Annotated in this window: 12 protein-coding genes; 7 read left to right on the plus strand and 5 right to left on the minus strand. The window is 63.5% G+C overall.

Annotated elements, in window-relative coordinates; translation table 11 throughout:
- Window positions 1–89: 89 nt before the first annotated feature.
- Entirely contained in the window at window positions 90–734 is a 645-nt protein-coding gene (locus Q1A06_RS17875) for an arylesterase (protein ID WP_299566813.1), read from the minus strand.
- Window positions 735–786: 52 nt separating this feature from the next.
- On the opposite strand from Q1A06_RS17875, the gene Q1A06_RS17880 reads away from it, so the two are divergent.
- The 3 genes from Q1A06_RS17880 to Q1A06_RS17890 all read left to right on the plus strand — a co-directional run bounded on the left by Q1A06_RS17880 (window position 787) and on the right by Q1A06_RS17890 (window position 4,949).
- Entirely contained in the window at window positions 787–1,455 is a 669-nt protein-coding gene (locus Q1A06_RS17880; RefSeq protein ID WP_299566815.1) for an ABC transporter ATP-binding protein, read from the plus strand.
- A complete protein-coding gene (locus tag Q1A06_RS17885; RefSeq protein WP_299566817.1) occupies window positions 1,452–3,968 on the plus strand; it encodes an FtsX-like permease family protein in 2,517 nt (838 codons plus the stop codon). The genes Q1A06_RS17880 and Q1A06_RS17885 overlap by 4 nt, the downstream gene beginning before the upstream one ends.
- 75 nt (window positions 3,969–4,043) lie before the next feature.
- Window positions 4,044–4,949, plus strand: a complete 906-nt coding sequence (locus Q1A06_RS17890) for an inositol monophosphatase (RefSeq protein WP_299566819.1) — start codon at window positions 4,044–4,046, stop codon at window positions 4,947–4,949.
- Window positions 4,950–4,974: 25 nt separating this feature from the next.
- On the opposite strand, the gene Q1A06_RS17895 is transcribed toward Q1A06_RS17890, so the two are convergent.
- Window positions 4,975–5,337, minus strand: a complete 363-nt coding sequence (locus Q1A06_RS17895; protein WP_299566821.1) for a glycine cleavage system protein H — start codon at window positions 5,335–5,337, stop codon at window positions 4,975–4,977.
- Window positions 5,338–5,466: 129 nt separating this feature from the next.
- On the opposite strand from Q1A06_RS17895, the gene Q1A06_RS17900 reads away from it, so the two are divergent.
- Together Q1A06_RS17900 and Q1A06_RS17905 are read left to right on the plus strand one after the other, a co-directional pair.
- Complete coding sequence (locus Q1A06_RS17900; RefSeq protein WP_299566823.1) at window positions 5,467–6,027, plus strand: gamma-glutamylcyclotransferase family protein; 561 nt, start codon at window positions 5,467–5,469, stop codon at window positions 6,025–6,027.
- A 149-nt stretch (window positions 6,028–6,176) separates the two neighbouring features.
- Window positions 6,177–6,929 carry a Stf0 family sulfotransferase gene (locus Q1A06_RS17905; protein WP_299566946.1) on the plus strand — a complete coding sequence of 251 codons (753 nt, stop codon included), beginning with the start codon at window positions 6,177–6,179 and terminating at the stop codon, window positions 6,927–6,929.
- A 245-nt stretch (window positions 6,930–7,174) separates the two neighbouring features.
- On the opposite strand, the gene gltX is transcribed toward Q1A06_RS17905, so the two are convergent.
- Entirely contained in the window at window positions 7,175–8,509 is a 1,335-nt protein-coding gene (gltX, locus tag Q1A06_RS17910; RefSeq protein WP_299566825.1) for a glutamate--tRNA ligase, read from the minus strand.
- A 162-nt stretch (window positions 8,510–8,671) separates the two neighbouring features.
- Here gltX and Q1A06_RS17915 point away from each other — a divergent pair, with 162 nt between their 5' ends.
- Entirely contained in the window at window positions 8,672–9,598 is a 927-nt protein-coding gene (locus tag Q1A06_RS17915) for an MBL fold metallo-hydrolase (RefSeq protein WP_299566827.1), read from the plus strand.
- Window positions 9,599–9,664: 66 nt separating this feature from the next.
- Here Q1A06_RS17915 and Q1A06_RS17920 read toward each other — a convergent pair whose 3' ends face one another.
- Complete coding sequence (locus Q1A06_RS17920) at window positions 9,665–11,323, minus strand: NAD+ synthase (protein WP_299566829.1); 1,659 nt, start codon at window positions 11,321–11,323, stop codon at window positions 9,665–9,667.
- 184 nt (window positions 11,324–11,507) lie between these two features.
- Here Q1A06_RS17920 and Q1A06_RS17925 point away from each other — a divergent pair, with 184 nt between their 5' ends.
- Window positions 11,508–12,968, plus strand: coding sequence for a 2-isopropylmalate synthase (locus Q1A06_RS17925; protein WP_299566832.1), 1,461 nt, complete (start codon window positions 11,508–11,510; stop codon window positions 12,966–12,968).
- Window positions 12,969–12,974: 6 nt separating this feature from the next.
- Here the strand turns inward: Q1A06_RS17925 and Q1A06_RS17930 are convergent, their stop codons facing one another.
- On the minus strand, window positions 12,975–13,691 hold the full coding sequence (locus Q1A06_RS17930; RefSeq protein ID WP_299566836.1) for an FkbM family methyltransferase: 717 nt from the start codon (window positions 13,689–13,691) through the stop codon (window positions 12,975–12,977).
- Window positions 13,692–13,768: the final 77 nt, after the last annotated feature.

Consider the following 13,768-nt stretch of genomic DNA (forward strand, 5'->3'; position numbering starts at 1 on the left):
TATCAACTGGTAAAATTTATCTCCGGCAATGGATTTGTCACCGCCCGCACGCCTCCTGCGCGGGCTGCCCAATAATCGGGCAGCAGCATTCAGGACTCCGCCGCGTCCTGCGCGAGTGTCAGAACCGCAGGCCCGATTGCCTCGACAATCCGTGCAACACCGTCGGCGTTGGGGTGGATGCCGTCGGCCTGGAACCACGCCCGCAATGCGCTCGGGTCTGGCTCCGCATCGTCCTGCGTCAGCCCTGCAAAAAAGCTCTCGAAATAGCCGGTGCCATAGGTCTCGGCCAACTCGGGGTACATCGCATCGAACTGCGCCTTGTAGCCCGCTCCGAAGTTGCCGGGCGCCTGCATGCCGATCAGTAACACCTCGACATCCGCCGCCTGCGCTGCCTGTACGATACCTTCCAGATTGGCGCGCGCCTGTTCCGGGGCCAGACCGCGCAACAAATCGTTTCCGCCCAAGGCAACGATCATGCCGTCCACCTCCGGCGTCAGCGTCCAGTCCACCCGCGCAAGCCCCCCCGACGTCGTGTCGCCCGATACGCCCGCGTTGATCAGGCGCACGTCTGCGCCCTGCGCGTCCAGCCAGCGTTGAAGCTGCGGCACAAAGCCATCTTCGACCGGCAAACCGTAGCCCTGCGTCAGACTGTCACCGAGTGCTGCAATCACCGTTTGCGCGGACACCGGCATCGCGGTGAACAGAACAACAATTAATCCCAAAGCCTTGCGCATCGTCACTTTTCCTCCATATCCCAAAGGAACACCCTAGACAAAGGCCTGCCCGATGAGCGACCCAATCTTCTCCCTCAAAGATGCAGCGTTGCGACTGAATGGCAATGCGGGACCTGTCGATATCCTGCAAGGGATCACCTTCGACGTAACGGAAGGCGAAAGTGTCGGTCTGATCGGGCCGTCGGGGTCGGGCAAATCCTCGCTGCTGATGGTGATGGGCGGGCTCGAACAGGCGACGGGCGGCACCGTGTCCGCGATGGGCCATGATCTGACGGCCATGAACGAAGACGCGCTGGCGCGATTCCGCCGCGACAGGATGGGCATCGTGTTCCAGTCCTTTCACCTGATCCCGACGATGACCGCGCTTGAAAACGTCGCCACCCCGATGGAGCTTGCCGGTCACACGGATGCGTTCGACCGCGCCGCCGACGCCCTGCGCACGGTGGGTCTGGGTCAACGGACCGATCACTATCCCGCGCAGCTGTCGGGCGGCGAACAGCAGCGCGTGGCACTGGCCCGCGCCACCGCACCGCGCCCGGCGATCTTGCTGGCGGACGAGCCGACGGGCAACCTCGACACCGTCAACGGCGACGCGATCATGGACCTGCTTTTTGATCTGCGTGACAAACACGGATCGACACTGGTGCTGGTGACGCATTCAGACGCGCTCGCACAACGCTGCGACCGGATCATCACCCTGCGCGACGGGCGTATCGTATGAGCCTCCGCCTCGCCGCCACCTTCGCCCGCCGCGAGCTGCGCGGCGGTTTGCGTGGGTTTCGCCTGTTTCTCGCCTGTCTTGCCCTCGGCGTCGCCGCCATCGCCGCCGTCGGATCGGTGCGCGCGGGCATCGAGGCCGGGCTCGCGAGCGAAGGCGCTTCCCTGCTCGGCGGCGACGGGGAGCTGGACCTCACCTATCGCTTCGCCACCGCGCAGGAGCGCGCCTGGATGGAATCGCAGGCGCTCGAAGTGTCTGAAATCGCCGAATTCCGCTCGATGGCGACGGTGGGCGAAGACCGCGCGCTGACACAGGTGAAGGCCGTCGATGACGCCTATCCGCTGATCGGGTCGGTGGCGCTGAGGCCCGACATGCCGTTGGCGGACGCGCTGGCCGGGCGCGATGGACTGCCCGGCGCAGTCATGGAACGTGCGCTGATCGCCCGTCTTGGCCTGCAGCCCGGTGACACATTCACACTCGGCACGCAGCAATTTCGCCTGAGCGCCGAAATCACCCGCGAACCCGACAGCGCCGCCGCCGGTTTCGCGCTCGGCCCGCGTACGATGGTCACGCGCGACAGTCTGGCGGGGTCGGGGCTGCTTTCTGCGGGAACACTGTTCAACAGCAAATACCGCCTCGATCTGCCCGATACGGCGGTGATCACGCAGGTCGAGGCCGAGGCAAAGGCGCTCTTTACCGACAGCGGCATGCGTTGGCGCGACGCCCGCAACGGCGCACCGGGTGTCGCGCAATTCGTCGAACGGATGAGCGCGTTTCTGATCCTCGTCGGGCTATCGGGCCTCGCCGTGGGCGGCGTCGGCGTATCGGCGGCGGTGCGCAGCTATCTGGCGCGCAAGACCGAAGTCATCGCAACCCTGCGCGCGCTGGGCGCTGACCGGGCAACGATCTTCCAGACCTACTTCATGCAGATCGGTCTGCTGTCGCTGTTGGGCGTGGGCATCGGCGTGATCCTTGGCGGCGGCGTGCCATTGTTGTTCGCGCCTTTGCTCGAGGCGCGCCTGCCCGTTCCCGCCGCCTTCGGCATCTTCCCCGCACCACTGTTCGAGGCGGCGATCTATGGCTTGCTCACCGCCTTCATCTTCACACTGTGGCCGCTGGCTCGCACCGAGCAGGTGCGCGCCGCGACGCTGTTCCGCGACGCATGGGCCGGCGCTCCGCGCTGGCCGTCGTGGTATTTCGTTGCGGCAACGGCGCTGGCGCTCGTGCTTCTGGTCGGCCTCGCGGGCTGGTTCAACGGCAGCTGGTCGCTGACGATGTGGACGCTGGGCGGCATCACCGGTGCGTTGGCGCTGCTGGTCGTCGCTGCGTGGCTCATCCGCATCACGGCGCGTCACATGGCGCGGCTGGCGCGCGGGCGACCCCGCCTGCGCTGGGCGATGGCGGCGATCGGCGGCACCGGCGAAGGGGCCAGCGCGGTCGTCCTGTCGCTGGGCCTCGGCCTGTCGGTGCTCGCCGCCGTCGGTCAGATCGACGGTAACCTGCGCCGTGCGATCTCCGACAACCTGCCCGATGTCGCGCCGTCCTATTTCTTTGTCGATATCCAGCGTGACCAGATGGCAGGCTATTCCGCGCGGCTCGACAATGACCCGGCGGTGCACAAGGTCGAAAGCGCGCCGATGCTGCGCGGCGTCATAACGCAGATCAACGGCCGCCCGGCGCGCGATGTGGGCGGCGATCACTGGGTACTGACGGGCGATCGCGGTGTGACCTACGCCGCGCGTCCCGACCCCGATGCCAATATCACCGCCGGCCAATGGTGGTCCGAGGATTATACCGGCCCGCCGCTGATCAGCTTTGCCGCCGAAGAGGCCGGTGAAATCGGCCTCAGCCTGGGCGACACCCTTACCATCAACGTGCTGGGCCGCGACATCACCGGCACCATCGCGAGCTTTCAGGAGGTTGATTTTTCGACCGCCGGCATCGGCTTCATCCTCACGATGAACCCCTCCGCACTGTCGGGCGCGCCGCATAGCTTCATCTCGACCGTCTATGCCGAACCGGAAGCGGAGGCCGCGATCCTGCGCGATCTGGCGACGTCCTATCCAAACGTCACCGCGATCCGCGTCAAGGACGCGATCGACCGGGTGGCGGATGTTCTGGAGGGGCTTGCCGCCGCGACCTCCTACGGGGCGGCGGCGACGCTTCTGACCGGGTTTCTGGTGCTGATCGGGGCCGCCGCCGCAGGCGCGGATGCACGCACCTACGAGGCCGCCGTTCTCAAGACCATGGGCGCATCACGCCGTGCCATCGCCACCAGCTTCATCTTGCGCGCTGCCCTTCTGGGCCTGGCCGCAGGCGGCGTCGCATTGCTCGTCGGGATCCTCGGCGGCTGGGCCGTAAGCACCCGGGTGATGGAAACCGACTACAGCATAATCTGGTCATCCGCCCTTATGATCGTGTTCGGCGGAATCGCAGCAACTGTGCTGGCCGGACTGGGGTTTGCCCGCCGCGCGCTCGATGCGCGCCCCGCCGCCGTCCTGCGCGCCCGCGAATAGCCCGGCCGCCTGCCCCACCCCCCTTGCCTCGCCGCGCGCGAGGCGTCACACCTTTGGCCAGTAAGGAGAGCTTTCATGTCCGACCAAGAGCAAGCGCCACCGTCCAACCTTCCCGCCCCGCTGCCCCCCGCCCTCAGCGCGGCACAGCGTGCAGGCGTCGTCAACGTCGTGCGCCGCGCCGCCCGTGCCGAGATCATGCCGCGCTTCCGGCAGCTTTCCTCCAGCGACATCCGCACGAAATCCCATGCGGACGATCTGGTCACGGATGCCGACACGATGGCCGAAGCCATGATCGCCCGCGCCTTGCAAATCGCCTTTCCCGACGCGATCGTGATCGGCGAAGAGGCCGCCGCCGCCGATCCCGGCCTGCTCGAAGGTATGGAAAAAGCCCAGCTCGCCTTTCTGGTAGACCCCGTCGACGGCACCTGGAACTTCGCGCACGGTATCGCGCTGTTCGGCGTGATCGTGTCGGCCACGCGGTACGGCAAGCCAGTGTTCGGGATGATCTACGACCCTGTCGCGGATGACTGGGCCATCGCCGAAGAGGACGGCGTGGCAGAGCTTGCCCGCCCCTTCGGCGCCACCCGCGCGCTCAGGGTTGCGATGGGCAAACCGCTCGAAGAGCTGTCCGGCAATATCCCGCTGCACATGTTCGCCAAGGACATGCAGCACCAGCTTGCCGCCAGCTTTCCTTCGTTCAAACGGGTAACGAACATGCGCTGCTCGGCACATGAGTACCGGCTGCTGGCACAGGGCCACATGGATTTCCTGCTCACCGCGTCGATGCATCCGTGGGATCACGCCGCCGGTGCGCTGGTGGCCGCGCGCGCCGGTGCGCACGTCGAAATGCTCGACGGAGGGCCCTATACCGCCAACCGGCAGACCGGGCACCTGCTTGTGGCGCCCGACAAGACGACGTGGAATCGCCTGAAAAAAGTGTTCAACTTCCTGATCGCAGAACCCGACACGCAGGAAGCGTAGCGTAGCGTAGCGCAGCGAAGCCCGCCTAGCGGATGTATTTCTGATAGGCGGCTTCGGTCATCAATTCATCGTATGCATCGGGGTCGTCCAACGTCATCCGGAACAGCCAGCCGTCGCCCATCGGATCGTCCGAGATCACTTCGGGGTTCTCGACCAGCCGCGTGTTCACCTCCGTTACCTCACCGTCGAGGGGGGCGAGCACGTCAAGCGTATCCTCCCCCTCGATCACCACTGCGGGATCATCGGCAACCAGAACATCACCCTCTTCGGGCAGTTCGACAAATTTCGCCTCGCCCAGTTCGTCGATCGCATAGGTGCTCAGACCGATGATCACATCATCCTCGCCGTCTTCCTTGCGCAGCCACAGGTGCTCTTCGGTGAATCTCATCTACGCTTCCTTTCGCATCTTCGCTTTTCTGCCAAACACACCGGCGTTTGACAATCCGCCGATTGACCGGTTGTGCCGCTTTCGCACCGATGGTTAGGTAGCGCGGAATTTCGATACGAAAGGCCCCTGATGCATCCCTTTTTCTTTGGCTACGGCAGCCTCGTGAACCGCGATACCCACGGCTATACCAACGCCGCGCGCGCGCAGCTCAAGGGCTGGCGCCGCGCCTGGGTGCGCACACCGGTGCGCGAACTGGCGTTCCTCAGCGTGGTGCCCGATGAGGACAGCGTGATCGACGGGTTGATCGCGCAAGTGCCCAACGCCGACTGGATCGCGCTCGACACCCGCGAAACCGGCTACGCCCGCCTGCCGTCCGACCGCGCCGTGCACCATGATCTCGATCCCGCCACGCAGATTTCTCACTACTCCGTGCCGCAAGAGACATGGGTCGCGGACGGCGATCACCGGATTCTGCTCAGCTATCTCGACGTGGTGGTGCAAGGCTATCTGCGCGAATACGGCGCGCAAGGCGTCGCACAGTTCTTCGACACCACCGACGGCTGGGACACCCCCATCCTGAACGACCGCACCGCCCCCCGCTATCCCCGCGCACTGACCCTCAGCGCACAGGAAACCGCGCTGGTGGACCAGCATCTCGCCCTGCGCTCGGCCACCGTCCTCCCGGCATGAAAAAGCGCGCGCAGGAGCCAGCCATTTACAGTAAACGGTGCGGCGAACGGCAACCTAAATCCCAAAGTAACTGATGCTACATCTTGCAAGAAGGTGCTATCACGCTGTTCAAATTTAGGAGAAGTGCGCCTGTGCCGTTATGCACCCAAATGTCATACGTAATTTGCACGTCTCCTCGCAGCGGAAGCACAATGCTATGCAAGCTTTTGTCCGCAACAGGAATTGCTGGAAATCCGGCGTCACACTTTCACGAGCCGTCAATTGATGCGTGGTTCGGATACTACGACCTGAACAAGCATAGCTTTGCGTCAGAACAAGCCGCGCTCAATGCAATCTTTGCAGCCGCTTTTAGGGTCGGGCAAGGCGGAACCGGAATCTTCGGTTTACGACTTCAACGAGACAGCTTTCAGTTCTTTGCGGATCAAATTAAGCTTTTACATCCATGCAAGGCGACTGACCGAGAACGAATGGAGGCAGTTTTTGGCAATACTCAGTTCATCTATTTGAAGCGGGAAAGCCACTTAGACCAAGCGATATCGCGCCTCCGTGCAGAGCAGACTGGTCTGTGGCACCGGAATGCTGACGGCACTGACTTGGAACGAAAAGAACCCACTTACGAAGCGGGATATGACTACGGTAAGATACAAGCCTTTGCGCAACAGGCCGTCGAGCAGAATGAAGAATGGGTGCAGTGGTTTGCTAAACAGTCAATTGCGCCAATTACGATCACTTACGAAGAGCTCTCCCGGAGGCCACAGGCGTTTTTGTCAGTTATTTTGACAAGCCTTGGTTTAGACGCATCGATTGCTGAAAATGTCCCTTTGAAGACGGCAAAACTTGCGGATGAAACGAACCTAGCATGGCGCACTCGTTTTGTAGCAGAGACAAAAGCGGGGCTCTAAAGTTACTCTAATAGCGGACTTTCGATCATCTCATCGACAAAGAAATGGTGCTTTGTCCGCACAGCGAACTCGGACGAAAGCGCAGAAACAGTCCGGCAAATATCACGCAGATATCTTCGGGACGTCTCTGGTTCTGAGGCCCTGCGCCTCCATAAGCCGACCATGCGATCCGGTGCACGGAACAGCAAAAAGGGCCAGACGCACCCCGCGCCCGGCCCTTTTGATCCAACCGCTTCGCAACAGCCTTATCGGCGTGCTTTGACGACCTGCAGCAATGGCATGAGCGTGGCCATCTCCGGCCCGTGCGCCTGTCCGGTCAGTGCCTTGCGCAGCGGCATGAACAGGCTCTTGCCCTTGCGCCCGGTCTGTTCCTTCACCTGCGCCGTCCACGTGCTCCACGTTTCATCGGTGAATGCGCCTTCCGGCAGCAGCGCCATCGCCTGGGCGATGAACTCGCGGTCCTCGTCATCGATCACCGGCTCGGCGCCCTGCGTGAACATCTTCCACCAGCCCTCCAGATCGTGCAGCGTGGTAATGTTTTCGCGCGTCACGCTCCAGAACCGCGCGGCCTGATCGTCCGGCACGCCCAGCGCGCGGATATCTTCGGCCACGTCTTCCAGATCGAGGGTCTGCAGGTAATGCGCCGTCAGCGGCTTGAGATCCTCGGCGTCGAATTTCGTCGGCGCGGAGCCAAAGCGCGAGATGTCGAAGCCGTCGATCAGCGTCTGCATGTCGGTGCGCAACTCGACCGGATCGCTCGATCCCAGACGCGACATCAGGCTCAACAACGCCTGCGGGGCGATGCCCGCCTCGCGCAGATCCTTCAGCGCCAGCGTACCAAGGCGTTTCGACAACGCCTCGCCCTGCGGACCGGTCAGCAACGAGTGATGCGCGAACTGCGGCACGGTGCCGCCCAGCGCCTGCATGATCTGGATCTGGGTGCCGGTGTTGGTGACGTGATCGGATCCGCGCACCACATGGGTCACACCCATCTCCGTGTCATCCACCACGCTCGCCAGCGTATACAGGATCTGGCCGTCGCCCCGGATCAGCACCGGATCCGACACCGACGCCCCGTCAATGGACACATCGCCCAGAATACCGTCGTCCCACACGATGCGCTCCTGCAACAGCTTGAACCGCCACACGCCCGGCCCCCGCTCGGCGCGCAGGGCATCGCGCTCCGCCGCATCCAGCTTCAGCGCGGCGCGGTCATAAACCGGCGGCTTGCCCATGTTGAGCTGCTTCTTGCGCTTGAGGTCCAGTTCGGTCGGCGTCTCGAATGCCTCGTAAAACCGGTCCATCTCGCGCAGCTTCTGCGCCGCTTCCTCGTATTTCTCCAGCCGCAGCGATTGACGCTCTACCCGATCCCAGTGCAGGCCCAGCCAGTCGAGATCGCGCTTGATCCCGTCGACGTACTCTTCCTTCGACCGGTTCGGGTCCGTGTCGTCGATGCGCAGGATAAACGTGCCGCCCGCCTTGCGCGCAATCAGGTAGTTCATCAGCGCCGTCCGCAGGTTGCCCACATGGATCCAACCGGTCGGAGAGGGCGCGAAACGTGTAATGGTGTTGTCGGACATATGTGACTCCTGTTAGCGCGCTGAGTGTCATAGCATCGCGCGATTGTCCAGTTATGGCGCACCCTCACGCCCGCTCGCAAGAATTTGACGGACGTTCCGACAGGATTTTCGCTGCGTGCGGTCTATCTGTTTTCCACGTCCAACGTATGAGAGGAAAAACCCATGAGAAAAAGCCCCCTGATCAGCCGCCGCACGGCCTTGTCCGGTGCCGCCGCGCTGCCTTTCGCCGCCACCGCTGCGGGAACCGCCCGCGCGTCCGCCCCACTTAGCGGCTTCAGCGTTGCGCCCTACCAGCGCGTCAAACTGGGCCAGTTCGATGTGACCACCATTCTTGCCGGCACCCGCACCGTCGAGAACCCGCACAGCATTTTTGGCCAGAACGTCGATGACGAGACATTTGCCGAAGCCTCCGCTGCCGCCAATCTGCCCACCGACGCTGCGCAATTCTTCTTTACCCCCACGGTGGTGAACACCGGCGCAGAGCTTATCCTGTTCGACACCGGGCTGAACGGGGCGGCGACCACCGCAGCACTTGAGGCGGCGGGATACGCGGCCGGGATGATCGACGTGGTGGTCCTGACCCACATGCACGGCGACCACATCGGCGGGCTCAGCACCGACGGCACCGTCACCTTCCCCAACGCGCGCTACGTCACCGGCAGCACCGAATTCGATGCGTGGTCCCAGACCGGCGACGAAGGGTTCAATACCAAGGTCAAGCCGTTGGCCGAGCAGATGGAAATGCTGAAGGACGGCGGCAGCGTCGCCTCCGGGATCACCGCGATGGCGGCTTTCGGTCACACGCCCGGCCACATGGCCTATATGATCGAATCCGATGGCAAGCAGCTGGTGCTGGGCGCGGATTTCGCCAACCACTATGTCTGGTCGCTGGCCCATCCCGATTGGGAAGTACAGTTCGACATGGACAAGGCCACCGCCGCCGCGACCCGCCGCCGGATGCTCGACATGCTCAGCGCCGACAAGATACCGTTCGTCGGCTACCACATGCCGTGGCCTGCGTTCGGCTATGTCGAAACGGACGGCAGCGGTTATTCCTACATGCCGCACACCTACCAGCTTTTGCTGTAACCCGGCGCGGGGCGGCCCAAAGCTGCCCCGCCCGACCTGAACGCAGCGGCAGCGAGCACGCGCATATCAGCTTGGATCGCGCCAGCGGTTGGCAATGGGATAGCGCCGGTCAAGCCAGAACGCACCCTTGGTCAGGCGCGGCCCCGGTGCGGACTGAAAGCGTTTGTACTCTGAGATATAGATCAGGTGCTCGACCTTCCTGACCGTCTCGCGGGCAAAGCCTGCTGCGACGCAATCGGCGACCGATCCATCCTGATCGACCAGAATTTCCAGAATCGCGTCCAGCTCGGGATAATCGGGCAGGCTGTCGCTGTCTTTTTGGTCCGCGCGCAGCTCGGCGGTAGGCGCCTTGGTGATGATGTTCTCGGGGATCACCCCGCCCTGCGGCCCCATCATCCAGTCCGCGTAATTCTCATTGCGCCAACGACACGTCTCGAACACCCGCATCTTATACAGATCCTTGATCGGATTATAGCCGCCCGACATATCGCCATAGATCGTGGCATAGCCCACCGCCACCTCGGACTTGTTACCGGTGGTCAACAGCATTTCGCCGAACTTGTTGCTGATCGCCATCAACAGCAGCCCGCGCAGGCGGCTCTGGATGTTCTCTTCGGCGATGTCCGGCGCGGTCCCTTCGAACAGCGGCGCGAGCGTCGCGGTAATCGCATCGCGGCCTTGCGTGATCGGCACATAATCATAGCGGACGCCCAGAGCGCGGGCGCACTCCTCGGCATCTTTCAGGGACGCATCGGATGTATATTCCGACGGCAGCATTACACAGCGCACGTTATCAGGGCCAAGCGCGTCCGTGGCGATGGTCGCCACGATCGCCGAATCGACCCCGCCCGACATGCCCAGCAGCACTTTCGTAAACCCGGTCTTGCGCATGTAATCGCGCAATCCAAGCACCATCACCCGGTAATCCTGCGCATAGGCGCTGTCGTGCACGGCTTTGTCACCCTCGACGATGCGCCAGCCGTCCGGCCCCCGTTCCAGATCGACGTGGCGGATCACCTCGTCAAATTCGGGAAACTGGAACGCCAGCTTGCCACCAGGGTTCAGGCCGAAACTCGCGCCGTCAAACACCTGATCGTCCTGACCGCCCACCATGTTGAGATAGATCAGCGGTAAATCCGTCTCGATCACCCGCGCCACCATGTGATTGAGCCGGGTGTCGTGCTTGCCGCGATAGTAGGGTGAACCGTTTGGCACCAACAGGAATTCCGCACCCGTTTCGGCCAGCGTCTCGGCCACGTCCGGGTGCCACGCATCCTCGCAAATGGGCGATCCGACCCGCGTATCGCCCACCGAATAGGGCCCGCCCAGCGGCCCGCTGTCAAACACGCGCACTTCATCGAACACCGTCTCGTTGGGCAGATGATGCTTGAGCACCCGGCTCGCGATATTGCCGCCCTTCAGAATAACGTAGGCGTTGAACAACTCCGCCCCCTCTGCCCAAGGCGTACCGATGGCCAGCGCCGGGCCGTCCGCGCAATCGACGGCAAGTGCTTCGAGATGGGTCATCGCATCGGTCTGGAACGCGGCCTTCATCACCAGATCCTGCGCGTTGTACCCGGCCAGGAACATCTCCGGCAGCGCCACCAGATCGGCACCCCCCGCGCGCCCCGCCTCCCACGCCTTGCGCGCCAGGGCGGCGTTTCCGGCCAGATCGCCGACCGTGGGGTTCAACTGGCCCAGTGTGATGCGAAACCGCTCTGCCATTATCAAGGCCCCTTTTCCTGCAATGTCTGTGATGTAGCAGATCACCGTCCGAGGGAAAGCCCGCAATCCGCGCGCGTATTGGCACCGGGTGCCGCAGCCCGCCGATACCGGCAAAAGGTCGTTGCCCCCCGTTCCACCGCCCCTTAGGCTGTGCCGGACCGATGCCCAACCCGACAGGACCGCCATGCCCTTCTCCCGCCTGATCCTCGCCGCCGCCCTTGCGCCGCTTCTCGCCGGCACCCCCGCGTTCGCGCAGAACACGCAGGTGCTGAGCAAACAATACGACGACGGCGGCGTGTACGAAGGCACGTTCAAGGACGGCCTGCAACACGGCACCGGCACCTACCGGCTACCCAACGGATACGAATACTCCGGCCAGTGGGTTGAAGGCGAGATCCGCGGCAAGGGCGTCGCGCGCTTTCCCAACGGCTCGGTCTACGAGGGCGACTTCTCCAAAGGCAAACCCGACGGCATCGGCAAGATCACGATGGCCGACGGCGGCACCTACGAGGGCGAGTGGGAAGCGGGCAGCATCATGGGACAGGGCGTCGCCATCCACGCCACCGGCGAACGCTACGAGGGCGGCTTCCGCAATGGCAAGCGCCACGGCAAAGGCGTGCTGCAAACGGCGGACGGTTATGAATACAAAGGCGATTGGGTCGACGGGGTGGCCACCGGACAGGCCGTCATCGATGACGTCGAAGGCGCGGTCTATGAAGGCACCGTCGTCAACGGCGCGCGCTCGGGGCTGGGCAAGCTGACCCATCCCGAAGGCTTCACGCTGGAAGGCACCTGGGCCGACGGGCAGCTGAACGGCACGGGCACGATCCTTCAGGCCAACGGCGACACCTACGAAGGCGATCTGGTGGACGGCCGCCGCGAGGGCATCGGCAAATCCACCACCACCTCGGGCGACGTCTACGAGGGCGCCTACCTGAACGACCAACGCTACGGGCAGGGTAAGTTCACCGGTGCGGACGGCTATGTCTACGAAGGCCAGTGGGTCGAGGGCCGTGCCGAAGGCGAAGGCACCGTGACCTACCCCGACGGCTCGGTCCAGTCGGGTACGTTCATCGACAATCTCGCCCAGGGACAGGGCAAGATCACCTATCCCGACGGCTCTACCTACACTGGCGATTGGGTCGGCGGCGTGATTGAGGGTCAAGGCACCGCGACCTATCCCAACGGCATGGTTTACGAGGGCGGCTTTGTGAACGCGCGCAACGAAGGCCAGGGCACGCTCACCTACGCGGACGGGCGCACCTACGTCGGCAACTGGAAAGACGGCCTACGCCACGGCAAAGGCACTGCGACCTATCCCGACGGTACCGTCTACGTCGGTGAATTCGTCGATGGCCGCCGCGAGGGACAGGGCAAGATCACCATGCCCAGCGGTTTCGTCTACGAGGGCGCATGGTCACAGGGCGAAATTGACGGTCAGGGCACCGCGACCTACGCCAACGGCGATGTCTACGAAGGCACGTTCGTGGCGGGCAAGCGGCAGGGACAGGGCACGATGCGCTACGCCACCGGCGAAGAGGCGGCGGGCGCGTGGGACAACGGTACCCTGCAGGAAGCCAGCGAAGACGCAACCGATGCGGCACCGGCGGACGGCTCCGACGCCGAGGCACCGGCGCCCGAGTAATTCCGATCAGCGGTCCAGCGGTCGGTAGAACGCGTTGCGCTCCATCATGCCCATGAATTGATAACCTGCGGTGGGACACATTTCGCGCAGGTTTTGCGCGGTCTCTTCGGGCTCCTGCCCGACAAGCGTTTCCAGAACGATCAGCGGCTGGCTGTCGCTTATAATGCGCCGCGCCCCCTCCAGCGCGGGCCATTCGTGCCCTTCCACATCCAGTTGCACGATCGTGACCTTGCGCCCCTCCGGCACCAGATCATCCAACCGCCGCATCTGCACATCCACGGTCTGCCCCTCGATCGGCGCATCCACGATCCGTGACATCCCGCCCAACGGTGCGCCGCCCGATTTGGCGATCTTCAACGGCAACACCGCCGCCTCCCGCCCAACGGCAACCGGCGAAAGCTTGACGTTCTTCAGCCCGTTGAAGGCAATCGTGTGCGTCGTGGCGGCAAATCCCGTCGGGTTCGGCTCGAACGAATGAATGAACGCACCCCGCGTGGCCGTGCGCGACAGGATCGGCAGGAAATCCCCGATGAACGCACCGCCGCTGATGACATCGCCATTGTCCATGAACTGCTGCATGATTTTCAGCGTGCGCGGCTCGTTCACCTTGCCCGCAAGCAACAGCTTGGCGACCTCTCGGGTCCTGAATTCTTCTGGGATGCAATAGAAGCCGTATTGGTTCACGGCCTTGAGATGGGGAAAGTCTGAAACAGGGTCTGCCACGGTATTCTGCGCGCCTATGATCGTTTCGCACACCGTACAGACGCCCGCGCCGGACGCAAGGCCGCAGCCTTCGGTCT

The sequence above is a fragment of the uncultured Sulfitobacter sp. genome, from assembly GCF_947497275.1.
Classification (GTDB): domain Bacteria; phylum Pseudomonadota; class Alphaproteobacteria; order Rhodobacterales; family Rhodobacteraceae; genus Sulfitobacter.

Bases quoted from the DNA above. Each gene is read 5' to 3' on its own strand.
- Q1A06_RS17920 (WP_299566829.1), bottom strand. From the start codon at position 11,323: ATGGCAGAGCGGTTTCGCATCACACTGGGCCAGTTGAACCCCACGGTC.
- Q1A06_RS17905 (WP_299566946.1), top strand. From the start codon at position 6,177: ATGTCATACGTAATTTGCACGTCTCCTCGCAGCGGAAGCACAATGCTA.
- Q1A06_RS17915 (WP_299566827.1), top strand. From the start codon at position 8,672: ATGAGAAAAAGCCCCCTGATCAGCCGCCGCACGGCCTTGTCCGGTGCC.
- gltX (WP_299566825.1), bottom strand. From the start codon at position 8,509: ATGTCCGACAACACCATTACACGTTTCGCGCCCTCTCCGACCGGTTGG.
- Q1A06_RS17890 (WP_299566819.1), top strand. From the start codon at position 4,044: ATGTCCGACCAAGAGCAAGCGCCACCGTCCAACCTTCCCGCCCCGCTG.
- Q1A06_RS17895 (WP_299566821.1), bottom strand. From the start codon at position 5,337: ATGAGATTCACCGAAGAGCACCTGTGGCTGCGCAAGGAAGACGGCGAG.
- Q1A06_RS17880 (WP_299566815.1), top strand. From the start codon at position 787: ATGAGCGACCCAATCTTCTCCCTCAAAGATGCAGCGTTGCGACTGAAT.
- Q1A06_RS17925 (WP_299566832.1), top strand. From the start codon at position 11,508: ATGCCCTTCTCCCGCCTGATCCTCGCCGCCGCCCTTGCGCCGCTTCTC.
- Q1A06_RS17875 (WP_299566813.1), bottom strand. From the start codon at position 734: ATGCGCAAGGCTTTGGGATTAATTGTTGTTCTGTTCACCGCGATGCCG.
- Q1A06_RS17885 (WP_299566817.1), top strand. From the start codon at position 1,452: ATGAGCCTCCGCCTCGCCGCCACCTTCGCCCGCCGCGAGCTGCGCGGC.
- Q1A06_RS17900 (WP_299566823.1), top strand. From the start codon at position 5,467: ATGCATCCCTTTTTCTTTGGCTACGGCAGCCTCGTGAACCGCGATACC.